The 19,609-nt window shown below is 61.4% G+C and carries 24 protein-coding genes, 2 tRNA genes and 1 pseudogene; 19 read left to right on the forward strand and 8 right to left on the reverse strand.

Annotated features, from left to right (window positions below):
- Positions 1-20: 20 nt before the first annotated feature.
- The 4 genes and pseudogenes from dapB to ASD12_RS14765 form a co-directional block, all read left to right on the forward strand.
- Positions 21-428, forward strand: a pseudogene (gene dapB, locus ASD12_RS14750) (4-hydroxy-tetrahydrodipicolinate reductase); the annotation flags it as partial.
- Positions 429-631: 203 nt separating this feature from the next.
- A complete protein-coding gene (locus ASD12_RS14755; protein WP_056587091.1) occupies positions 632-1,645 on the forward strand; it encodes an ABC transporter substrate-binding protein in 1,014 nt (337 codons plus the stop codon).
- A 106-nt stretch (positions 1,646-1,751) separates the two neighbouring features.
- Entirely contained in the window at positions 1,752-2,561 is an 810-nt protein-coding gene (locus tag ASD12_RS14760) for an ABC transporter ATP-binding protein (RefSeq protein WP_056587094.1), read from the forward strand.
- A gap of 11 nt (positions 2,562-2,572) precedes the next feature.
- Complete coding sequence (locus ASD12_RS14765; protein ID WP_056587097.1) at positions 2,573-3,451, forward strand: ABC transporter permease; 879 nt, start codon at positions 2,573-2,575, stop codon at positions 3,449-3,451.
- A gap of 14 nt (positions 3,452-3,465) precedes the next feature.
- On the opposite strand, the gene ASD12_RS14770 is transcribed toward ASD12_RS14765, so the two are convergent.
- Together ASD12_RS14770 and ASD12_RS14775 are read right to left on the reverse strand one after the other, a co-directional pair.
- The gene (locus ASD12_RS14770) at positions 3,466-4,824 is read right to left on the reverse strand and encodes a sensor histidine kinase (RefSeq protein WP_056587100.1); all 1,359 of its coding nucleotides are present in this window, start codon (positions 4,822-4,824) and stop codon (positions 3,466-3,468) included.
- Complete coding sequence (locus tag ASD12_RS14775; RefSeq protein ID WP_056587103.1) at positions 4,814-5,482, reverse strand: response regulator; 669 nt, start codon at positions 5,480-5,482, stop codon at positions 4,814-4,816. The genes ASD12_RS14770 and ASD12_RS14775 overlap by 11 nt, the downstream gene beginning before the upstream one ends.
- Positions 5,483-5,950: 468 nt before the next feature.
- On the opposite strand from ASD12_RS14775, the gene ASD12_RS14780 reads away from it, so the two are divergent.
- The 3 genes from ASD12_RS14780 to ASD12_RS14790 all read left to right on the forward strand — a co-directional run bounded on the left by ASD12_RS14780 (position 5,951) and on the right by ASD12_RS14790 (position 6,926).
- On the forward strand, positions 5,951-6,157 hold the full coding sequence (locus ASD12_RS14780) for a DUF680 domain-containing protein (protein ID WP_056587105.1): 207 nt from the start codon (positions 5,951-5,953) through the stop codon (positions 6,155-6,157).
- Positions 6,158-6,213: 56 nt separating this feature from the next.
- Positions 6,214-6,456: a DUF680 domain-containing protein gene (locus ASD12_RS14785; protein WP_056587109.1), complete on the forward strand. Its 243-nt coding sequence runs from the start codon at positions 6,214-6,216 to the stop codon at positions 6,454-6,456.
- 230 nt (positions 6,457-6,686) lie between these two features.
- Positions 6,687-6,926 (forward strand): DUF680 domain-containing protein, encoded by a 240-nt coding sequence (locus ASD12_RS14790; RefSeq protein ID WP_056587112.1) that lies wholly within the window; start codon positions 6,687-6,689, stop codon positions 6,924-6,926.
- 45 nt (positions 6,927-6,971) lie between these two features.
- Here the strand turns inward: ASD12_RS14790 and ASD12_RS14795 are convergent, their stop codons facing one another.
- From ASD12_RS14795 to purM, 3 genes are read right to left on the reverse strand one after another with little or no spacing between them, the layout of a single operon-like run.
- Positions 6,972-7,481, reverse strand: a complete 510-nt coding sequence (locus tag ASD12_RS14795; protein WP_056587116.1) for a histidine phosphatase family protein — start codon at positions 7,479-7,481, stop codon at positions 6,972-6,974.
- A 13-nt stretch (positions 7,482-7,494) separates the two neighbouring features.
- Entirely contained in the window at positions 7,495-8,208 is a 714-nt protein-coding gene (purN, locus tag ASD12_RS14800) for a phosphoribosylglycinamide formyltransferase (RefSeq protein ID WP_056587118.1), read from the reverse strand.
- Positions 8,205-9,269 carry a phosphoribosylformylglycinamidine cyclo-ligase gene (purM, locus tag ASD12_RS14805; protein WP_056587121.1) on the reverse strand — a complete coding sequence of 355 codons (1,065 nt, stop codon included), beginning with the start codon at positions 9,267-9,269 and terminating at the stop codon, positions 8,205-8,207. The genes purN and purM overlap by 4 nt, the downstream gene beginning before the upstream one ends.
- A gap of 285 nt (positions 9,270-9,554) precedes the next feature.
- Between purM and ASD12_RS14810 the strand changes: the two genes are divergently transcribed.
- The 5 genes from ASD12_RS14810 to ASD12_RS34130 all read left to right on the forward strand — a co-directional run bounded on the left by ASD12_RS14810 (position 9,555) and on the right by ASD12_RS34130 (position 13,739).
- Complete coding sequence (locus ASD12_RS14810; protein ID WP_056587124.1) at positions 9,555-10,544, forward strand: methyltransferase; 990 nt, start codon at positions 9,555-9,557, stop codon at positions 10,542-10,544.
- Positions 10,545-10,630: 86 nt separating this feature from the next.
- Positions 10,631-11,188: a CDP-alcohol phosphatidyltransferase family protein gene (locus ASD12_RS14815; protein WP_056587126.1), complete on the forward strand. Its 558-nt coding sequence runs from the start codon at positions 10,631-10,633 to the stop codon at positions 11,186-11,188.
- Positions 11,160-12,344 carry an AI-2E family transporter gene (locus tag ASD12_RS14820; protein WP_056587129.1) on the forward strand — a complete coding sequence of 395 codons (1,185 nt, stop codon included), beginning with the start codon at positions 11,160-11,162 and terminating at the stop codon, positions 12,342-12,344. Before ASD12_RS14815 ends, ASD12_RS14820 begins: the two co-directional genes overlap by 29 nt.
- Positions 12,345-12,390: 46 nt before the next feature.
- Positions 12,391-13,095: a DnaA regulatory inactivator HdaA gene (gene hdaA, locus ASD12_RS14825; RefSeq protein ID WP_056587130.1), complete on the forward strand. Its 705-nt coding sequence runs from the start codon at positions 12,391-12,393 to the stop codon at positions 13,093-13,095.
- A 317-nt stretch (positions 13,096-13,412) separates the two neighbouring features.
- The gene (locus tag ASD12_RS34130) at positions 13,413-13,739 is read left to right on the forward strand and encodes a hypothetical protein (RefSeq protein ID WP_056587133.1); all 327 of its coding nucleotides are present in this window, start codon (positions 13,413-13,415) and stop codon (positions 13,737-13,739) included.
- A 155-nt stretch (positions 13,740-13,894) separates the two neighbouring features.
- Here ASD12_RS34130 and ASD12_RS14835 read toward each other — a convergent pair.
- Positions 13,895-13,971: transfer RNA gene (locus ASD12_RS14835), tRNA-Pro, on the reverse strand.
- 124 nt (positions 13,972-14,095) lie between these two features.
- Here ASD12_RS14835 and ASD12_RS14840 point away from each other — a divergent pair.
- The 3 genes from ASD12_RS14840 (at position 14,096) to ASD12_RS14850 (ending at position 15,094) form a co-directional block, all read left to right on the forward strand.
- Positions 14,096-14,401, forward strand: a complete 306-nt coding sequence (locus ASD12_RS14840) for an ETC complex I subunit (protein ID WP_056587179.1) — start codon at positions 14,096-14,098, stop codon at positions 14,399-14,401.
- 46 nt (positions 14,402-14,447) lie between these two features.
- Positions 14,448-14,524 (forward strand) — tRNA-Arg (locus ASD12_RS14845).
- Positions 14,525-14,623: 99 nt separating this feature from the next.
- Positions 14,624-15,094 (forward strand): hypothetical protein, encoded by a 471-nt coding sequence (locus ASD12_RS14850; RefSeq protein ID WP_156388955.1) that lies wholly within the window; start codon positions 14,624-14,626, stop codon positions 15,092-15,094.
- A 52-nt stretch (positions 15,095-15,146) separates the two neighbouring features.
- On the opposite strand, the gene ASD12_RS14855 is transcribed toward ASD12_RS14850, so the two are convergent.
- Together ASD12_RS14855 and ASD12_RS14860 are read right to left on the reverse strand one after the other, a co-directional pair.
- Positions 15,147-15,398, reverse strand: coding sequence for a hypothetical protein (locus tag ASD12_RS14855; protein WP_056587139.1), 252 nt, complete (start codon positions 15,396-15,398; stop codon positions 15,147-15,149).
- A complete protein-coding gene (locus tag ASD12_RS14860) occupies positions 15,395-15,973 on the reverse strand; it encodes a hypothetical protein (protein ID WP_056587141.1) in 579 nt (192 codons plus the stop codon). Before ASD12_RS14860 ends, ASD12_RS14855 begins: the two co-directional genes overlap by 4 nt.
- Positions 15,974-16,077: 104 nt before the next feature.
- Here ASD12_RS14860 and ASD12_RS14865 point away from each other — a divergent pair, with 104 nt between their 5' ends.
- The 4 genes from ASD12_RS14865 (at position 16,078) to ASD12_RS14880 (ending at position 19,181) form a co-directional block, all read left to right on the forward strand.
- Positions 16,078-16,311: a helix-turn-helix transcriptional regulator gene (locus tag ASD12_RS14865; protein ID WP_056587145.1), complete on the forward strand. Its 234-nt coding sequence runs from the start codon at positions 16,078-16,080 to the stop codon at positions 16,309-16,311.
- Complete coding sequence (locus ASD12_RS14870; RefSeq protein ID WP_056587149.1) at positions 16,308-17,063, forward strand: DUF4145 domain-containing protein; 756 nt, start codon at positions 16,308-16,310, stop codon at positions 17,061-17,063. The genes ASD12_RS14865 and ASD12_RS14870 overlap by 4 nt, the downstream gene beginning before the upstream one ends.
- Before the next feature lie 234 nt (positions 17,064-17,297).
- Positions 17,298-18,008, forward strand: a complete 711-nt coding sequence (locus tag ASD12_RS14875) for a pentapeptide repeat-containing protein (RefSeq protein ID WP_056587152.1) — start codon at positions 17,298-17,300, stop codon at positions 18,006-18,008.
- A 93-nt stretch (positions 18,009-18,101) separates the two neighbouring features.
- Positions 18,102-19,181, forward strand: coding sequence for an acyltransferase (locus tag ASD12_RS14880; protein ID WP_082525443.1), 1,080 nt, complete (start codon positions 18,102-18,104; stop codon positions 19,179-19,181).
- Positions 19,182-19,609 lie beyond the last annotated feature (428 nt).

Here is a 19,609-nt window from a genome sequence, read left to right on the forward strand (position 1 = left end):
CGCGGGGGATGGCGGTCGGATTGGTCGAGCGGGCGGCGAGAGCGCTCGACCCCGACGACTGGGATCTCGAGATTGTCGAGGCGCATCATCGCCACAAGATCGACGCGCCATCAGGGACTGCGTTGATACTGGGGCAAACCGCGGCCGGCGGGCGCGGCATCGATCTGGAGACGGTCGCAAGGCGTGCACGCGACGGCGTCATCGGCGCCCGGCCGGCCGGCGAGATCGGCTTTGCGGTGATGCGTGGCGGCAGCATCATCGGCGAGCACAGCGTCAGCTTCTGCGCCGAGGGCGAGACCGTGAGATTGTCGCATGCGGCCGGCGATCGCGTCATGTTCGCGCGTGGCGCCATCGCCGCCGCACTCTGGGTCGCGGGACGCCCGCCCGGCGAATATGACATGCGCGACGTGCTGGGTCTGAACACCTGACAAGGCACGCGGCAAGCATCGTCATGGCATCGTGGCGGCCACCAGCCGCGCCTTACCGCTCCGTAAGGTCTGCGGTTATTTTCGGCTTCTCCTTGAAAGCTGGATGAAAGGTTGGTGCCATAACTGTTGGAAGGCGCCCCCATATTGTCGCGGAACGCGATGGGAGAGAGAGGGGCGCGGGAAACGAACAAAGGGAAGAGGCCATGTCGTTCGCGCGAATACTGCTTGATTCAGCTGCCACAACCGCACTTGTCGCCACCATGGCCTTGTCGGCGCCGTCCGCACGCGCCGACGATAAAGTTTCCATCATGGTCGGCGGCTATGAAAAACAGATCTATCTGCCCGCCAAGCTGACCGAAGCGCTCGGCTACTTCAAGGACGAGGGTCTCGACGTCGAGTTGCTGAATGAACCGGCCGGCGTCGATGCCGAAAACGAGATGCTGGCCGGTGCCGTGCAGGGCGTTGTCGGTTTCTACGACCACTGCATCGATCTGCAGGCGAAGGGCAAATTCGTCGAATCCATTGTCCAGTTCAGCCAGGCGCCGGGCGAGGTTGAGCTTGTTTCAACGAAACACCCCGAGATCAAATCACCTTCGGACTTCAAGGGCATGAGCCTGGGCGTGACCGGTCTGGGCTCATCGACGAATTTTCTTACGGAGTATCTCGCCGTCAAGAACGGTTTGAAGCTCGGTGACTTCACCTCGGTTCCGGTCGGCGCCGGCACCACCTTCATCGCCGCCATGCAGCAGGACAAGATCCAGGCAGGCATGACGACCGAGCCGACGATCAGCCGACTGTTGAAGACCGGCGAAGCGTCGGTTCTCATCGACATGCGAACGATGGAAGGCACCAAGGCTGCTCTCGGCGGCACTTATCCGGCCGCATCCCTCTATATGCAGACCGATTGGGTCGAAGCGCACAAGGACATCGTGCAGAAGCTGGCCAACGCCTTCGTCAAGACGCAGAAATTCATCAACACGCATAGCGGCGCCGAGATCGCCGACAAGATGCCGCAAGACTATTATGTCGGCGACAAGGAAGGCTACGTGAAGGCCCTTGACGCGGGCAAGGCAATGTTCACCCCCGACGGGATCATGCCCGAAGGCGGCCCAGAGACCGTGCTGACGGTCCTTTCAGCCTTCAAGAAGGAACTGCAGGGCAAGCAGATCGACCTCTCCAAGACTTACACCTCGGAATTCGTCAAGAACGCCAAGTAGCAGACCATGCCGGCGCGATGCGCGTCGCCGCGCCGGCAACCGTCGGTTTTTCACGTCCGGCGGCTCTAGCCGACGGCGGGCTTCCGCTCGAACCCGGAGTTCCATCATGACCCATGAAAAGACCACACCAGCAATTGAACTGATCAATGTCAGCCGGCGGTTCCTCACACCCACCGGCAAATCACTGACGGCGCTGCGCGATTTCACCATGACCGTCGAGCGCGGCGAATTCGTCGCCGTTGTCGGTCCAACCGGTTGCGGAAAGTCCACCACCCTCAACCTCGTCACCGGGTTGGCCAGTCCAAGCGCCGGCGAGGTTCGTGTCATGGGCGCGCCCGTCAAGGGAATAGACCCGCGCATCGGGTTTGTTTTCCAAAGCGATGCCTTGTTTCCCTGGCGAAATGTGATCGAGAATGTGATGGCTGGCCCGCTCTTTCGCGGCAGGGCGAACTCGGATGCCACCGCCGCGGCGCGCGACTGGCTGGCGCGCGTCGGCCTGTCGCGTTTCGAGCAGCACTATCCTCATCAGCTTTCCGGCGGCATGCGCAAACGTGTGGCGCTGGCCCAGACCTTCATCAACGGCCCCGAGATCCTTTTGATGGACGAGCCGTTTTCGGCACTTGACGTACAGACGCGCGTGCTGATGCACGAGGAATTGCTGCGCCTGTGGTCTGAGGCAAAAGCTTCCGTGGTCTTCGTAACGCATGATCTCGAAGAGGCGATCGCGCTCGCCGACAAGGTCTATGTCCTGACCGCCGGACCGGCCACGGTAAAGTCGGTCTACACGATCGATCTGCCGCGGCCGCGCGTGGTCGCCGATATCCGCTACGAGCAGAGCTTCATCGATTACTCGCGCACGATCTGGGCTGATCTCAAGGAAGAGGTCGAGACCAGCTATGCACGTGCCGCGGCCTGAGGAGGAACGCCATGACCGATGCTGCCATCGACATCAGCGCAGGAGCTTTCAGGCCAGGAACCTCCGACGCGGAAATAGAAGCGGCCGCCGCGAAAGCGGCGCGGCATCGGCGCCGCACCGTGATATTCTGGCGGGTCGCCATTCTCGTCGCCTTTCTGGGCATGTGGGAAATTGCCGCCCGCCAAGCCTGGATCGACCCGTTCTTCTATGCAATGCCGAGTACGATCGCGCAGCGGCTCTATGAATGGACGACGGAAGGAACATCCGAGGGCCCCCTCTGGTATCATCTCTATGTCACCATGGAGGAGGCGGTCATCGGCTTCGTCACCGGCTCGGTTATCGGTATCATCATCGGCGTCGCGCTCGGCCGCAACCGCATGGCCGCCGACATTTTCTCGATCTACATCAAGGTGATCAATTCCATTCCGCGCGTGGTCCTGGCGCCGATCTTCATCATGATCCTCGGCCTTGGCCTCGCTTCGAAAGTGGCGCTTGCCTTCGTGATGGTTTTCTTCGTTGTCTTCCACAATGCCTTTCAGGGCGTGCGGGAAGCCGACAGGGCAATGATTGCGAACGCCCGCATCCTCGGCGCGTCCAACTGGCAGCTGACCCGTTCGGTGATTGTCCCTTCGGCGATGAGTTGGATCTTCGCCAGCCTGCATGTCAGCTTCGGCTTTGCCATCATCGGCGCGATCGTTGGCGAGTTTGTCGGCTCGCGCTACGGTATCGGCCTGCTGATCAACATCGCCAAGGGATCCTTCGACGCCGCCGGCATGTACGCCGCCATCGTCATCGTGATGGTGGTGGCGCTGGGTGCTGAATATTTGATGACCATGGTCGAGGATCGCCTGGCGAAATGGCGTCCCCAGCCCCTGCATGAGACGCAGTGAGCGGCGACAGACCCTTAGCTGCTTGCCAGCGGCAGCCTTACCTCGACCACCAGACCGCCGGCCGCGCCATCCCCAAGGGTGACGCGGCCGCCGGCATTGTCGACGACCTCGCGCACAATGGCCAGGCCAAGCCCGCTGCCTTCCTCGGTCGACCGGGCAATGCGGTAGAAGCGTTCAAACACATGGTCTCGCTCATCCAACGGGATGCCGGGCCCATCGTCGGCGACCGTCAGCACGGCTTCGTCGTCGATGGCCGCCAATTTCACCGTGACGCTGGCGCCGGCCCGGGAGTAGCGCAGCGCGTTGTCGACGAGGTTGACGATCATCTCGCGCAACATGGTGCCATCGCCGATGACCGGCACCGGACCGGTCTCCTCGAGGCCGAGATCGATATTGCGGCCGATCGCTGTCGGCGCCTGCGTTTCCAGCACGTGGCGGGCGGCTTCGGTAAGGTCGATGCGGTCGGCGCGCGGCCGCCGGCTGCCCGGCTCCGCCCGTGACAGGGTCAGGAGCTGTTCGGCCAACCGCGCCAGCCGGCCGGAGCTGGCCTGCAGCGCCATCAGCGCTTCCTGGCGTGCGTCGGAGGCACTTTCGCGCAGCGCGTAGCTTGCCTGTGTCGACAGCAGCGCCAGAGGCGTCCGCAACTGGTGCGCCGCATTGGCGATGAAGCGGCGTTGCGCCGCCATCTGCGCCCGCACGCGCTCCATATAGGCGTTCAGCGCATCGATCAGTGGACGGATTTCGCTTTGCGCCCCTGGCACTTCGACCGGATCCAACTCGCTGCGGCTTGGCGAGCGCACTGCGTCGCGCAACCGGATCAAGGGCGCTAGGCCGCGATGCAAGCCCAGCAGGACGAACAGACCGGCAATCGCCACCAGCGCCAGTTGTTGGGCAAAGGCGCCAAACCAGAGACGCCGCACCATGGCGTCGTGTCCGGCAAGCGTGACGCCGATCGTAACGGTGATCGGCGAATCGCCTCCGGCGCCGACCACCGTGTGGCTGAAGGTGAGCAACCGCAGCCGGTGGTCGCGATAGTTTGCTTCTGTGTCCTGGGACTTCGGTGCCTCCGGCAGATCCGGATAGCCGGTCAGCAGCCGCCCTCCGGCAGTCTTGACATGGTAGTAGACGCTGTCGTGATCGCCCGTGTCGAACATCTCGATCGCCGCCGGCGGTATCGTGGCGTCGAGCACGCCGTCGGTCATGGCGACACGTTCCGCGATAGCGCGTGCCGAGCCCATCAGCATGCGATCGGTGACGAGGTCCGCGGTTGCCAGCGCGTTGCCGTGGCTGGTCCACAGATTGATGGTGGCGAGCCCGACGAGCGGCAGCACCACCCACGCGAGAAGCTGCAAGCGCAGACTGTTAATCTTCATGGCGCAGGAGATAGCCGAGGCCGCGTAGCGTGACGATACGGACCCGCGCCCCTTCCAGCTTCTTGCGCACACGGTGCACATAGATCTCGATGGCGCTGGGGTCGGCGTCGGTCTCGAAATCATAGATCGCGGCCGATAATGCCGCCTTGCTCACCGTGCGCCCGGCCTTGACCATCAGTTGTTCCAGCACCGCATGCTCGCGCGGTGTCAGCGCCAGAGTCTCACCGGCGAGCAAAAACAGCCGCGTGTTTGTGTCGAAGGCGAGATCACCGCAGGCAACGACCGGCGCGGTGCGGTCATTGGCACGGCGCAATTGCGCGCGAATGCGCGCTTCGAGTTCCTCGATCTGGAAGGGCTTCGCCAGATAGTCGTCGGCGCCTTCGTTGAGGCCCTTGACCCGGCCGTCGAGGCTGGCATTGGCGGTCAGCACGATGACCGGCACCCGGTTGCCGCGCGACCGCAACATGCGCAGCACCTCCATTCCGCTCATGCGCGGCAAGGCCAGGTCAAGGATGACAAGTGCGTGGTCACCGGCGGCCAGCGCGTGCTCGACATCCTCGCCGTCATGGACGACGTCGACGACATAGTTCGCCTGCCGCAAGGTCTTGCCCAGCCAGTCGGCCAATTCGCGATTGTCTTCGACGAGCAGCAGCCGCATCTCTATCGCTGTCCTGGGAGGCTGCCATCTCGCATCTCGGAGTATGCGGCTAGCAGCGTACAAATGCATACTCAGGGAACAACCGATAATATCGATCCAGCCGCAAGGCAAATAGCAGACTAGCCTGCTGCCGCCGCCTTTGATCAGCCTGAATTCACTCACCTTCGATAAAACCGAACCGTTCGGTTCGATTATGATGACGGACCGTCCATGTTTGGTGAACGTCGGCTCAATGAATGGCGGCGTCATGCACGGGGTAATTTCCCATAACCATCTGATTTTGATGTATAAAATTCTGACCGCGAGGCCCTGTGTCAATTTTCAAGGCCTGGATTCCAGCTGCGGAGGAACATCTTCGTGATTGGAATCAACGGAAGGGCAAACCCACCTCGGGGTGGTCAGAGCGACGCGAAATTCCTCCCAAGGGCACGCCACTACACGGACAGAATAAACACTGGAGTAAATAAAATGACCAAGATCGCACTTACCGCCGCCGCCATCCTCGTTGCCACGGGCACTGCTTTTGCTGGCAGCGACCACTATGGCTCGGCCAACGCCAATCAGCCTGCCGTCGCCATTGACCACTCGTTCACGGGCTCGGTCCAGAAGTCGAACTCGACCGTCGAGAAGCCGGTCACGCAGGGTTCCGACCGCAACCTGTTCGGCAACCGCTAATCGCCTTCTCCGACCCAGTCTCAGTCATTCCAATCCCAAAATCAGGAGTACTTAAAATGACCAAGATCGCACTCACCGCTGCCGCCCTGCTTGTTGCCACGGCCAGCGCCTTTGCCCATGGCAGCGACAATTACGGCTCTTACAATGCCAACCAGCCGGTCGCTAACCAGTCTTCGAGCCAGTCGATTTTCAGCATCGACAACTCGCACACCGGCTCGATCGCGAAGTCCTTGAAGGCACAGGGTGACGCCAATGCCAACGTACCGGCTCCGTCGGGCCAGGGCATCTGGGGCCACTGAACAACGCAGGCCTTGATTCCTTGACTACAAAGAGCGGTGGGCTTGGCCCGCCGCTCTTGTTTTTTGCGCATGACGATGCCGATGCCCAGTCGGCGACCGACCGCCGAATTCCACCGATGATCCACAAAGTATCGCGCTTCCGGGAATAAAACCGGACGGCATCTGGTCTTGTCGTGAGCGGAACCGTCCTCCCAAGACGCCGCCTAACGAAAGAACCAGGAGACTTGAAAATGCACAAGATCGCTCTCACCGTCACCGCCATCATCGTTGCCGCGAGCAGCGCCTTTGCCGGCAGCGACCACTACGGCTCCAACAATGCCGGCCAGCCGGTTGTTCCGGTTGCCGGCGTCGATCATGCCGTCACCGGGGCGGTCAAGAACACGGATATGGCTGAGCACAAGGCTGCCGGTACCAGGACGAAGGTCACCACCGATTGGCCGGAACCCGGCCAGGGCATCTGGGGCAACTGATATCTTAGGCGCGGCGGGTTTGACCTGCCGCGCCCGCTCGACACTCTAGCCCAGATCCTTCGGCCGCAGACAATGTGTCAGCTGGGCAGAGGACAGGCCGGACCAGTCGCCTTCGAAGACAACGCGCGCAAGGGCGGCAGTCGGGAATTTTTCATCGAGCCGCTTGCGCGCTTTGGCCTCCGACCCTGGTCCGGCAAGCTGCTTGGCCAAATCCTCCAGGCCCGGATTGTGGCCGATCACGACCAGGCATCGGCGCGACCCGTCTGTTTTACGAATCTGGCTCAGAATATCCGCGGCTGAAGCATCATAGAGCGCCTCAACGAACGTGATCTCGGGAAGTACGGGCAGCTCAGCCGCCACCAGCCGCCAGGTGTCGCGGGTGCGCAGCGTCGGCGACACCAGCGCCAGTTCCGGCAGCCAGTCACGCGCCGTAAGTTCGCGACCCATCAAGCGCGCTGCCTTCACTCCGCGTTCGGCCAGGGGTCGGTCGAAATCATCGAGACCAGGGTCGTCCCAGCTCGATTTGGCGTGGCGAAGGAGGAGTAGCTGCTTCATCGCCGCTCCCGGCTTACGGCGTAATGCGCGCCAGATGCTCGAGGTCGGCTTCCTCACGCCGCGGGTCGGGGGCCATCACCACCGATGTGCCGTTATCGGCATCGTCGGCAAAGTGGGCGAGCACTGTGCGGCCGGCCTCCATGCGCGCCTTGCCTTCGGCGACCAGCCCCAGCGCCAGCGGATAGAGCCGGTGTTCGGTCTTCAGCACGCGGGCAGCCAATGTATCCACAGTGTCGCCGACCATCACCGGCACGGCCGCCTGGGCGATGATCGGACCGTCATCCATCTCGGAAGTGACGAAATGCACCGTACAGCCATGGATGCGCATGCCGGCGGCCAGTGCGCGCGCATGGGTGTCGAGCCCCTTGAAAGCCGGCAGCAGGGCAGGGTGAATGTTGATCATGCGGCCCTGCCATTTCTGGACGAAGCCGGGGGTAAGGATGCGCATGTAGCCGGCCAGCGCCACGATTTCGGCATTGAATGCCGCGAGCGCTGCGTCGATGGCGGCGTCATGTGCCTGCTTGCTGCCATGGTCGGCACGGGAGATGACCTGTGTGGCGATGCCGCGCGCCCTGGCGATGCCGAGGCCGGCGGCGTCGGCCTTGTCGGAAATGACGCCGACGATCTCGGCCGGGAAGGCCGGGTCACTGGCCGCGGCGATCAGCGCGGTCATGTTGGAGCCGCGCCCGGAGATCAGGACAACGGTGCGTTTCCTCTGCGCGCTCATAGGCCGATCGAGCCCCGATAGATGACGCCGGCATCGCGGCGCGGCACGATGCGGCCGATCGGCGTCACCGTCTCGCCGGCCTCCTGCAGCACGGCCGCGACCTGCGCTGCCTGGCCGGATGCGACCGCCAGGATCATGCCGATGCCGCAATTGAAGGTGCGCATCATTTCTTCCGGCGCCACGCCACCGGTCTTGGCCAGCCACGAGAACACGCGAGGGACGTCGATCGCCTCGAGGTCAAGCTCGGCCGAAAAATCCTTGGGCAGCACGCGCGGAATGTTTTCCGGGAAGCCGCCGCCGGTGATGTGGGCGAGCGCCTTGATGCCATGCGTGTTGCGGATCGCCTTGAGGATCGACTTGACGTAGATGCGGGTCGGCTCGAGCAGCGCCTCGGCGAGCGTCGCCTCGTCGTTGAACGGCGCCGAATCGCCCCAAGCCAGGCCGCTGACGGCGACGATGCGGCGCACCAGCGAAAATCCGTTCGAATGCAGACCCGAGGAGGCGAGCCCAAGCAGCACGTCGCCCTCGACGATGTCGTCGGTGGGCAACAGTTGCCCGCGTTCGGCCGCGCCCACCGCAAAGCCGGCGAGGTCGTAGTCGTTGCCATGATACATGCCGGGCATTTCCGCCGTCTCGCCACCGATCAGCGCGCAGCCGGCCAGGCGGCAGCCCTCGGCAATGCCGCCGACGATCGCGGCGCCCTGGTCGGGATCGAGCTTGCCGGTGGCGAAATAGTCGAGGAAGAACAGCGGTTCCGCACCTTGCACGACGATGTCGTTGACGCACATAGCGACGAGATCGATGCCGATCGTATCGTGCTTGCCGGCATCGATCGCGATCTTGAGCTTGGTGCCGACGCCGTCATTGGCGGCCACCAGCACCGGATCGGTGAAGCCGGCGGCCTTGAGGTCGAACAGGCCGCCAAACCCGCCGATTTCGCCATCGGCGCCCGGCCGGCGCGTCGCGCGCACCAGCGGCTTGATCTTCTCAACCATGAGATTGCCGGCATCGATATCGACGCCAGCTTCGGCATAGGTGAGCCCGTTCTTGCGCTTGCTCATTTCTGGCGCTTGCTCATCGCTGTTTCCACTCGTTTGCGGGCTCTTCGCATGAACCGCCTCGGCTCGCAAGGATAACGGCGGAATGGAGGGCTTTCGCCCCCCGATAAAAGCGTGGCGGTGGTTTTTCGGCGGCGGTAGCGGTCCCTTGTGTAAAATCCCCCCTGTTCTCGCTTCTTATCGGAGGCAAAACCCGCGTGTCCATCTTCGCCTTCACCCCTTTGCATCCTTGTGTCTAGCTGTTGTTGGTGCTCTGTTTGCCACGCATCAGGCATCCGGGGACAAGCCATGCTCAACCCATCGCAACAGATCATGAGGCTGGGATTCGGATTCGCCGTGTCACAGGCACTGCGCGTCATTATCGAACTCGGCATCCCCGATCTCCTGGCTGCCGGCGAGCGGTCGGTAGATGAACTAGCAGCTGCCACTCAATCAGATGCTGACCCGCTTTATCGTGTAATGCGACTTCTGGCGCCTGAAGGGGTCTTTAGGGAAGTACTACCCCGTCATTTCGAGTTAACGGAGGTTGGCGCCGTGCTGCGCTCCGATCGGCCGGGTCCCCGTGACTTCGTCCGTATGATCAACAGCGAGGCCTATCTTGCCTTCGAGCAGCTGCTGCATTCTGTGCGCACTGGAAAGCCGGCCTTCGACAAGGTGTTCGGGAGCCCAAGGTTTGAGTGGCTGTCGGAACACCCGGTGCAGGCTGCCTTGTTTCAGCGTGCCATGGTCGCCTTGAGCCAAGGCAGCAACGAGGCTGTTGCCGAAGCTTATGATTTCAAGCCGTTCACGCGCATCGTCGACGTCGGCGGCGGGCATGGTCAGCTTCTCTCGGCGATTCTGGCCTGCAACCCTCATTTGAGCGGCGTGCTTTTCGATCTGCCTTCGGGCCTTGCGGCGGCACGCCAGGGTGCCGGAGGCGACCTGCCGCGCACCGAATTTGTCGCCGGCGATTTTTTTGAAAGTGTTCCCACCGGCGATGCCTACGTCATCAAGAAGGTCGTTCACGATTGGGATGATGAGCGTGCCGCGGTGATCCTGCGAAATTGCCGCAAGGCAATGCTGCCGAACGGGAGGGTGCTCGTGGCCGAGACGCTCGTGCCTCCAGGTGACGAACCGAACCAGATCAAGGGTATCGACGTGGTCATGCTCGCCGTCACCGGCGGCCTGGAGAGAACGCAGGGCCAGTATGCAAGCTTGTTCGAAGCCGCCGGGCTACACCTTGAACGAGTGATTCAGACCCGGGGACCCATTTCCATCCTTGAGGCGTCTGCGGCCTGAGATGGCCGGCTGTGTGGCGCTTCTCTGTTGCGCCCAGCCCCAGTCTCCATCATGTATCAGCAGAAGAAAAGCGACGGGATACGTGTTTGACCTTCCCCAACATGATCACGATCATGCGCTTCGTGCTGGTGCCCGCCGTAGTGCTGGCGATGCTGCAGGCGCGCTGGGACTGGGCCTTTGCCGGTTTCCTCATCGCCGGCATTTCCGACGGCGTCGACGGCTTCATCGCCCGCCGCTTCAACCAGCAGTCAAGGCTTGGCGCCTATCTCGATCCGATGGCCGACAAGCTGCTGCTGGTTTCGGTGTTCGTTGTCATGGGTTTCATCGGGCAATTGCCGCTCTGGCTGGTCGTCACCATGGTGTCGCGCGACGCGTTGATCGTCTGCGCCGTTGTGTTGTCCACCGTCATGGCCCATCCGGTCGAGATGAAACCGCTGTTCGTGTCGAAGGCCAACACCGCCATCCAGATCGTGCTGGCCGCGGTTGTGCTGGGCGAACTGGCCATTGTCGTTCACCTCGACCCGCTGAGGCCAGCCCTCATATTGCTGTCCGGGGTCTTGACCGTGGCTTCGGCCGCGGCCTATCTCGTGGCTTGGCTGAGGCACATGAGCGGCTATGGCGAAGGCTCCACTCCGGACATCTGAGACAGAAGCGGTGGCGATAGAGGCTGCGGCCGCCGACATTGCCGCGTCCGCCGCCTTCCGCCGCCAGATCTTCTTCTGGCTGGCCGGCGCGGCCATCCTGGCGTTTTTTCTCTATGTCTTCAGCGCCATCCTGTTGCCCTTCGTCGCCGGCATGGTGCTCGCCTACTTTCTCGATCCCGTCGCCGACCGGCTGCAGCGGCTCGGCCTGTCCCGTTTCATGGCGACGGTGGTCATCCTCATCACCTTCCTCATCGTGCTGGTGCTGGCCTTCGTCATCCTCATTCCGGTTCTGGCCACGCAAATGGCCGATTTCGCCGGAAAGCTGCCGGAGTATTTGACCCGGCTGCAGAGCCTGATCACGTCGTTTGACCCGAAATGGCTGGAGCAGAAATTCGGCGTCAACGCCAATGGCCTGCGCGACGGCCTGAATTCGCTGCTGACCTCCGGCTTCGGTCTCATCACCACCGTCTTTACCTCGCTGTGGAGTTCCGGCATGGCGCTGGTATCGGTGGTCAGCCTGTTCGTGGTGACGCCGGTGGTCGCCTTCTACATGCTGCTCGACTGGGACCGCATGGTGGCGGTCATCGACAGCTGGGTGCCGCGCGACAACGTCGCGACCGTGCGCGCCATCGCCCGCGACATCAACACCGCGACAGCCGGCTTCGTTCGCGGCCAGGGCACGCTGTGCCTGGTGCTGGGTGCCATGTACGCCACCGGGCTGACGCTGACCGGCTTGAATTTCGCCATCCTCATCGGCCTGTTCGCCGGGCTCATCTCCTTCATTCCCTATGTCGGATCGCTGACCGGGCTGGTGCTGGCCGTCGGCGTTGCCTTCGTCCAGTTCTGGCCGGACTGGACCATGATCGTCGCCGTCGCCGTCGTGTTCTTCATCGGCCAGTTCATCGAGGGCAACATCCTGCAGCCGCGGCTGGTCGGCAAAAGCGTCGGCCTGCACCCGGTATGGCTGATGTTTTCATTGTTTGCCTTCGGTGCGCTGTTCGGCTTCGTCGGCTTGTTGATCGCGGTGCCGGCTTCAGCTGCCGTTGCCGTGCTGGTGCGGTTTGCCATAGCCCGCTATCTCGAATCGCCGCTCTACAAGGGCCACGGCGTTGAGCCGCAAACCCCTGCCGCTCGTCGCAGGGCCATCAAGCCATGATCTGGCCGATGACCAAGTGCCTTGCCGGCCCGCACAGCTGAGCCGCATGAGCGACCAGAAAGCCGACCCGCCGCGCCAGTTGCCGCTCGATCTCGGCCATGGCACCGGCTATTCGCGCGACGACCTCGTCGTCTCGGGCACCAACAATCAGGCTGTGGCCTTGGTCGACCGCTGGCCGGACTGGCCTTCACCGGTGGTCGTGCTGGCAGGTCCCGCCGGCTCCGGCAAGACACATCTGGCCTCGATCTGGCGCGCGCGCGCCAGCGCGGTGGCGGTCGACGCCAGGCGCATTGGTGACAGCATCGCCAGTCTCGGCGCCCGGCCGGCGCTGATCGACGATGTCGATACCGGGGCGGTTGATGAACAAGGCCTGTTCCATTTGATCAATGCGGTGCGGGGTGCCGGATCCACGCTGCTCCTGACGGCGCGCCGCTTCCCATCGGCATGGGGCGTCAGGCTGCCTGATCTCGCTTCGCGGCTGAAGGCGGCGGCGACAGTCGAGATCCATGAGCCCGACGATCTCCTGCTCGCCGGCGTTATCACCAAGCTGTTCGCCGACCGACAGGTCGAGGTCGAGCCGCATGTCGTGCAGTATCTCGTGCGCCGCATCGAGCGCTCGCTGGCGACGGCCATGCGCGTGGTGGAAAGGCTGGATCGCACTGCGCTCGAGCGCAAGACGCCGATCACGCGCACGCTCGCCGCTGAAACCGTCAACGCCATGGATGAAGGGCAAGGTGAGTTCGAGATCTAGACGGAGGCCTCTTGCGCTTAGCGAGAGACGAAACCTTGCTCGGCCATACAGCCAGCCCAAGCTTCCGATCCGTGGCCCCGAGGGTCGACTACTCCCGTCACTGTGCCATTTCGGGAAATAGCAGCTGGCATCCATCTTGCTGCGGGAGATTGCCGGCTGACCCCGGTCCTGATTGCGTTCCAAATCAGGTGTAGGCTCGCCGGGAGATGGCGTTGGGGTTGTCACCCGGCGAGCTTGCCGTCAATTGTGTTCCCGGCGCTCAGGCGCGGCGATAGCCGGCGAGTTGGGCGTCGTCGACGTCGGGCAAATTGACTACGATGTTTTCCCGGGCGCGGCAGGCCAACCACCACAGTTGCTCCGTTGCTCATATTGGCTTCGAGATGCGGCAGGAACGGCGGCACGAACATGAAGTCGCCGGCCGACAATTCGACGAACTCCTCTTAGTCCTCACCAAAATAGATGCGGGCGTTGCCGGACAGCAGATAGGCGCCGGTTTCCGCCTCGCCATTGTGGTGTGGCAGCGATCTGAAGTCGGCGCGTTACTGGCCTTGCCGAACCACAGCTTGGTCGCCGACGTGTGTTGCGGCCCCAGCACCATGCAGCCCGACTGGCTGGTCTTGTTGCTCTGCCAGCCTTCCGGGTGATCACCGGCCTGTCGTTTGCTGCCATTTTTTGAAGCGCCCCGTGCGCCCCCGGACTGGCACCGGAAGACTGTCACGGCAAGGCCCACGCCGGGAAGCCCAGCAAGGTGACCGTACGGCCGCGCCGATCACCATCCATATTGCATTTCGGGAGAGGATGGTCGGAGTGGAGAGATTCGAACTCCCGACCCTCTGGTCCCAAACCAGATGCGCTACCAGGCTGCGCTACACTCCGAACGGTCTGTTGCCTATTCATTTCGGCGTTGCATGGCAAGTGCAAAAACCTTGCCGCCGTGCGCATTGCGCAGTAATGACGGGCGAAGGGTAGCGATGCTGCCTTGCACAATAACGAGGTGGCCATGTCCGCGCGCATTTTCAGCCCAGCCAAAACAGCGATGCAATCCGGCAAGGCCAAGACCGGCTACTGGGTGCTGGAATTCGACCCCGAGATGCGCAAGAAGATCGACCCGCTGATGGGCTACACCACGTCGGGCGACATGAGAAGCCAGATCCGGCTCACCTTCGACACCAGGGAAGAGGCGGTGGCCTACGCCGAAAAGGAAGCGCTCGCCTATCGCGTCGAGGAGCCGAAAGAGACCAAGCGCCGCCAGATTTCCTATGCGGAGAATTTCCGCTATGACCGCAGGACGCCCTGGACGCATTGAACGGCGGCCAGCGTCAAATATTCAGCCGGCCCAGCGGCCGGTCAGCGGTCCCGTAGCTCAGCTGGATAGAGCACCGGCCTTCTAAGCCGATGGTCACAGGTTCGAATCCTGTCGGGATCGCCAATAAATTCAATAATTTAGCTGAATTCTGAGAGCACAGAATTAGACCAAACTCAGGCGCTGGGTAACAGATAGGGTAACAAAGCCAAGGAACGCCGCCCGTTGATTTCCAACGGTTTCCTGCCACTATCGGCGAGTCCACGCGACATGGATGCGACATGGAAAGGCCCGATTTTGACCGCGCTAGATGAGTCTTACGAGCTGATCGGCCGTATCTTAGCAAAACTGGTGCTCGGCGGGCTCCGAAGTCAGGAAATTGAGGCCCGCGATGTGATGCCGCAGGAAGCCGCCATAGAGGGCGGCTCGCAGCATTTCCTGGCAGCGACGCATTGGTTAAGATTGGAGGGGTTGATTACCGCAGGCGGCATCTACTCGGATGGTAGAGCCTGGGGTGTTCAATTGACTTCGAAAGGCGTCGCCGCGATCGAAAAGGGCACGTTTAACGGCCCAAAGGCCTCGATTCGAGAGACGGTGGAATCGAAGCCCGATGGGAGCCTCGGGCCAGATACCTATGGCAAAATCGGTTCTTTTGTGGGCGGCTTGCTTGGCGGGTTCACGCAGTCGGCCTCGTAAAATGCCCGCCACCGTGAGGCAGCGGGCTCAATCGTTTCGGGGGGCGGAATGATCAGGCTTTGGGGTCTGCCTGTCTCGTTTTTGCCAGCTCCAGGGCATTAAGCGATGCCCCGGTCATCTGTCCCACCATCCGCAACAACCTCACGATGTCGCCAACGGCTTCGTTGACAAGAGCGTCTTGGCCTAGCCCGGGAATTGTCTCCATCGCCAGTTCGCAAACGCGGACTATCGCGCATGCGTCATAGCCGCGATCGATATCAGCCTCGGTGATTAGGCCCCGATCCGAAGCGACAGCGGCGTTCATACGACACCCCCATTCCCGGCGACACGCGCTATGTCGTTCATGATGAAGTTGAAGTCTTCCCCGTCGTATTCCCAGACGCGATGCACCCGCACCTTGGCGGCGAGGTCGTCAAGCGTCGCGGCAGGGTAGCGAAGGAGCGCGTTGGCCGCGTCCCCCGTGCGGTGTGTGGCCTCCGCGTATGCTCTATCGAGCTTACCAAAGCCCGACTTGCGGCGAGCGGCCGCATCCGCCTTTGTATAGGCGCGCATGGCCTCGACATGTTCGACGCTGGCGCGACTTGGCGGCAGCTTTGAGAGATCTGCCCCAGCCGTTTTGCGGAGCCTTTCGTTTTCCTCCGGTGTCATTTCACCCAAGACGGGACGCCTGCCTTTGATCTGCATATAGCGCAGCTCGGCCGCATTCAGGTCTGGTTCCATGGCACGGAGCGCTGCCCATTCGGCATGGAATGCGGCTTCGAGTTCGGCAACCCGGCTGGTAGGTGCGGCCACAGATGGCTTCGTAGCCATTGCGGTTGCGGCGAGAGCAAGCCCCGCCCCGGTCAGATTGAGCAGCCGGCGGCGGTTGACATTGGGCAAGCCTTCTGCGGCTGCCCGACTAGAGGTGTTTGGCATTTGGTATTCTCCCAATATTGTGCTATGTGCACCTTTATGGTGACAGATGCACTATACAGGAACATTACATGGTGACAAGTGCACAAGTTAGAGCGGCTCGCGGCCTACTGAACTGGACGGTTCGGGACCTGGCCGAGAAGTCGGGTGTGCATCGAAACACGATCACGAGGATTGAGACCGAAAGCACAGGCCCGGGTTATTCCGTCGAAGCTATCTGCAAAGCAATTGAAGCCGCTGGAGTCATCTTCGTGGACGAAAACGGCGAGGGTCCCGGGGTCCGGCTGAGAAAGGGACAACAATGAACGAATGGACATGTCCATTTTGCCAGCGCCATCAAATACGAGGCAATAACACGCGATTTGGGCTGTTCGATTTGCCGATTGGAGACACAGCACTCGGCCGGATCGGGATTGTCATTGAAGCAACCAGGTGTCTCAATGCTCTATGTAATCAGCCTAGCATCAAAGCTGATCTGAGGCTCACGGTTCTCAATGCTGCAGGCAATCGGGTGGCTCTAAAGGATGCAATCGAGTCTTGGAAATTGCGCCCTTCGTCGTTCGCTAAACCACAACCGGATTACGTTCCAGCACCGTTGACCGCCGACTATCGCGAGGCCTGCGCCATCAGAGACCTCAGTCCAAAGGCAGCCGCCACACTTGCAAGGCGATGCCTACAGGGCATGATTCGAGACTTCTGTGGGATAACGAAGAAGCGCCTTATCGACGAGATTAAAGCCCTTCGCTTGGCCCTTGATGAGGGGACTGCGCCCCCTGGCGTTGCCGCTGAAACGGTTGATGCAATTGACGCAATCCGCGAGGTTGGCAACATAGGGGCACATATGGAGAGCGACATCGACATGATCGTCGAAGTCGAACCAGGAGAGGCTCAGGCGCTGATTGAATTGATCGAGATGCTGTTTGAAGAGTGGTATGTAGCCCGCGAGACACGTAGCCAACGTCTTGCCAAGGTGAAGGCCATTGCCGCACAGAAATCAGCCGATCTTGCCGAGATGAAGGCCCAAGCCGCACTAACAAACGCTGCCGATCTCGATTAAGGGGGATAGGCATCTGCCGGCGTCGAGTTCATCCCCGAGAACGGCGGTGGCGCTGGCGTCAGGCTGCGGAAGGGTGGCCAGGACGGTGCCTGTTAAAAGCCCGCTGCCTTCCTGTGGCGGGCTTTTCATTTGGCGGTGGGGACTAGCGGGATTAGCGGGCAAAATGCCGTCGCTTTCGAGTGTCAGCAGATGTGGTAAGGTTGATTGTCGGCGAGTAGCAGAGGTCCAGCAACAATGACTTTGAGACGAACCAGAGCTTACGGCACATCCGGCTTGGTTCTAGCGGTTTGCATTGTATTTGCGTGGCAGAACGCCACTGCCGCTCAAAATTGCGACGCAGCCGCGACGCCTGGCGTCAATTGGCAGGACTGTGACAAAAAGCTTCTCATCCTAAAAGGACAGGACCTGAGCGGGGCGAACCTGATCGGTGTTGATTTCACTTCGACCGACCTCAGGAACAGCAATCTCCTTGCGGCAAATTTTGAGAAGGCAACGCTTGTGCGTGCTTCCCTGGCCGACTCGACCGCCAAAGGCGCCCGGTTCGACAAAATCGAGGCCTACAGGACCGACTTCAGCCATATGGACGCGCAGGGCGCTGTGTTTACGAGCGCGGAAGTGCAGCGCTCGAATTTCCAGGACGCCAATCTGACCAATGTTGATTTCACAAAGGCGGAATTGGGGCGAGCGCAGTTCCATGACGCCGATATCAGCGGCAGCCGCTTTTCGTTTGCCAATCTCGCGCGGGCGGACTTCCGAGGAGCGACGTTCACCGCGCCGATAGACTTTGACCGCGCTTTTTTCTTTCTGACCCGTATCGAGGGCCTCGATCTTTCCAATTCGGCGGGTCTATCCCAGTGGCAGCTCAACATGGCTTGCGGAGACGCCCGGACCGAGTTGCCTTCTGGCTTGACGAGGCCTGAAGATTGGCCCTGTAGCGAGCCATAGGCTCGGCGCCGTGTCGCTGCCGGGGCTGAAATCGTCAAGCCCGCCCTTGCGGGGGCGAGCTTGCGCGCGGTGACAGATTGCGTGAGATATGGAATGACGATAAAAGTCCGAATTCGACCTGGTCATAAGCCGCGCGGCAAACCGCAGCAATGGGGCGCAATGTCTGCCAATCAAAACCAGCGGCAGACGATGGCGGGGTTGCAGGCTCTTCGATTTCTAGCGGCCTTCGGCGTTTTCGCCCATCATGCCGTCGCTTACGCCCAAATGCACCATGTCATCCCCGAAGGGAGCCTTGCCGTTGCTAGATACGGAGCGAGCGGCGTGGCGGTGTTCTTCGCGTTATCAGGCTACCTTATGGCCATGCTCTCGGCGAAAGCTACGCCCGGAGAATTTATCCTGAGACGCGCACTTCGAATCTACCCGGGCTTCTGGCTGGCGGTGGCAATCACCATCCCCATGCGCTTGATCCTGATTGGGAGCCTTCAGCGCTCCTACGATTGGCCCGGCGCGCTGTTGCTCTACCCGGCAGGCAAAATCCCTTACTTGCTGGCTGTCGAATGGACGCTCGTTTTCGAGATATTCTTCTATGTCGTCGTCGCGCTGCTTTGCTTCGTGCCGAGCATCGCCGCCCGCCAGCTACTGGTGGCGGCCTGGGGGCTGATCATCCTTTGTTTCGGTCACTGGAGCCAGCAGGGCGGCGTAATTGAGATTGCGCTCTCGCAGATCAACCTTGCCTTCATTTTCGGCATGTTCGCCTACTGGTATCGAGATTACATCGAATATCGCGGCGTGCCGGCCTTTCTGGCAGCGGTCGCCTTGCTTGCGCTCTGCCGCAGTCATCTCGGGCTCGCGTGGCTTCCATTTCAGATCGGCATCGGGATATCCGCTACGCTGATGGTGTTGGCCGCGACGCGCGCGACCATGTTTGCCGAGCATGGGCTATTAAAACGGGCGGGTGATGCTTCCTACGGGTTCTATCTGATCCATGCTCAATTCGTGAGCACGTTCTTCATGCTGGTCAACCGCCCGAGTTGGACAATGTTCATTCTCATCTCGGGCGTGTCTCTGGGTCTTTCGATCGCCTATGGGGTCTGGGAAGCCTCCATCCACCGGAAGATAATAAACCTTTGGCGGACGCGGCCGGCGGTGCGCTTTGCCGATCAGGCAGCATAGAGCACTTCGACCAGCGCGTTCTCCAAGGTGAGGGTATCCGTCGTTGTGCCAAGCTGTCCCGTGATGGTGATTGTCACGTCAGCTTGCGTGTCGTCAGTGGCTGTGAGGATTGCGCCTGTCGTTGAACCAAGGCCGCCCGTTGTACCTTGAAACGCTTTCTGGCTGTTGGTGGCGCCAGCATTGCGTATTTCCCGCTGGTCCCTGATCGCGGCTACAGACGGAAGCGAGATGCCCGCAACCGTCGTTGGCGCGCCGCCCCACTTCACCCGCGCCGTCTTGGTGTTGGCATTATTGGGTCCGTTCCGGACACATAGGTTACGGTTTATACCGGAGACATGGGTAACACTTTTGGCCCGAAGGGGTTTTGGAGTGGTTCGAGCCTGCATGTCTCATCATCGAAATATCCCAAATCATAGTCCATGAAGGAA

The organism is Mesorhizobium sp. Root102 (assembly GCF_001425625.1).
GTDB lineage: Bacteria > Pseudomonadota > Alphaproteobacteria > Rhizobiales > Rhizobiaceae > Mesorhizobium.

Bases quoted from the DNA above. Each gene is read 5' to 3' on its own strand.
- ASD12_RS14755 (WP_056587091.1), top strand. From the start codon at position 632: ATGTCGTTCGCGCGAATACTGCTTGATTCAGCTGCCACAACCGCACTT.
- ASD12_RS14760 (WP_056587094.1), top strand. From the start codon at position 1,752: ATGACCCATGAAAAGACCACACCAGCAATTGAACTGATCAATGTCAGC.
- ASD12_RS14765 (WP_056587097.1), top strand. From the start codon at position 2,573: ATGACCGATGCTGCCATCGACATCAGCGCAGGAGCTTTCAGGCCAGGA.
- ASD12_RS14770 (WP_056587100.1), bottom strand. From the start codon at position 4,824: ATGAAGATTAACAGTCTGCGCTTGCAGCTTCTCGCGTGGGTGGTGCTG.
- ASD12_RS14775 (WP_056587103.1), bottom strand. From the start codon at position 5,482: ATGCGGCTGCTGCTCGTCGAAGACAATCGCGAATTGGCCGACTGGCTG.
- ASD12_RS14780 (WP_056587105.1), top strand. From the start codon at position 5,951: ATGACCAAGATCGCACTTACCGCCGCCGCCATCCTCGTTGCCACGGGC.
- ASD12_RS14785 (WP_056587109.1), top strand. From the start codon at position 6,214: ATGACCAAGATCGCACTCACCGCTGCCGCCCTGCTTGTTGCCACGGCC.
- ASD12_RS14790 (WP_056587112.1), top strand. From the start codon at position 6,687: ATGCACAAGATCGCTCTCACCGTCACCGCCATCATCGTTGCCGCGAGC.
- ASD12_RS14795 (WP_056587116.1), bottom strand. From the start codon at position 7,481: ATGAAGCAGCTACTCCTCCTTCGCCACGCCAAATCGAGCTGGGACGAC.
- purN (WP_056587118.1), bottom strand. From the start codon at position 8,208: ATGAGCGCGCAGAGGAAACGCACCGTTGTCCTGATCTCCGGGCGCGGC.
- purM (WP_056587121.1), bottom strand. From the start codon at position 9,269: ATGAGCAAGCGCAAGAACGGGCTCACCTATGCCGAAGCTGGCGTCGAT.
- ASD12_RS14810 (WP_056587124.1), top strand. From the start codon at position 9,555: ATGCTCAACCCATCGCAACAGATCATGAGGCTGGGATTCGGATTCGCC.
- ASD12_RS14820 (WP_056587129.1), top strand. From the start codon at position 11,160: ATGGCGAAGGCTCCACTCCGGACATCTGAGACAGAAGCGGTGGCGATA.
- hdaA (WP_056587130.1), top strand. From the start codon at position 12,391: ATGAGCGACCAGAAAGCCGACCCGCCGCGCCAGTTGCCGCTCGATCTC.
- ASD12_RS34130 (WP_056587133.1), top strand. From the start codon at position 13,413: ATGTTTTCCCGGGCGCGGCAGGCCAACCACCACAGTTGCTCCGTTGCT.
- ASD12_RS14840 (WP_056587179.1), top strand. From the start codon at position 14,096: ATGTCCGCGCGCATTTTCAGCCCAGCCAAAACAGCGATGCAATCCGGC.
- ASD12_RS14855 (WP_056587139.1), bottom strand. From the start codon at position 15,398: ATGAACGCCGCTGTCGCTTCGGATCGGGGCCTAATCACCGAGGCTGAT.
- ASD12_RS14865 (WP_056587145.1), top strand. From the start codon at position 16,078: ATGGTGACAAGTGCACAAGTTAGAGCGGCTCGCGGCCTACTGAACTGG.
- ASD12_RS14870 (WP_056587149.1), top strand. From the start codon at position 16,308: ATGAACGAATGGACATGTCCATTTTGCCAGCGCCATCAAATACGAGGC.
- ASD12_RS14875 (WP_056587152.1), top strand. From the start codon at position 17,298: ATGACTTTGAGACGAACCAGAGCTTACGGCACATCCGGCTTGGTTCTA.
- ASD12_RS14880 (WP_082525443.1), top strand. From the start codon at position 18,102: ATGACGATAAAAGTCCGAATTCGACCTGGTCATAAGCCGCGCGGCAAA.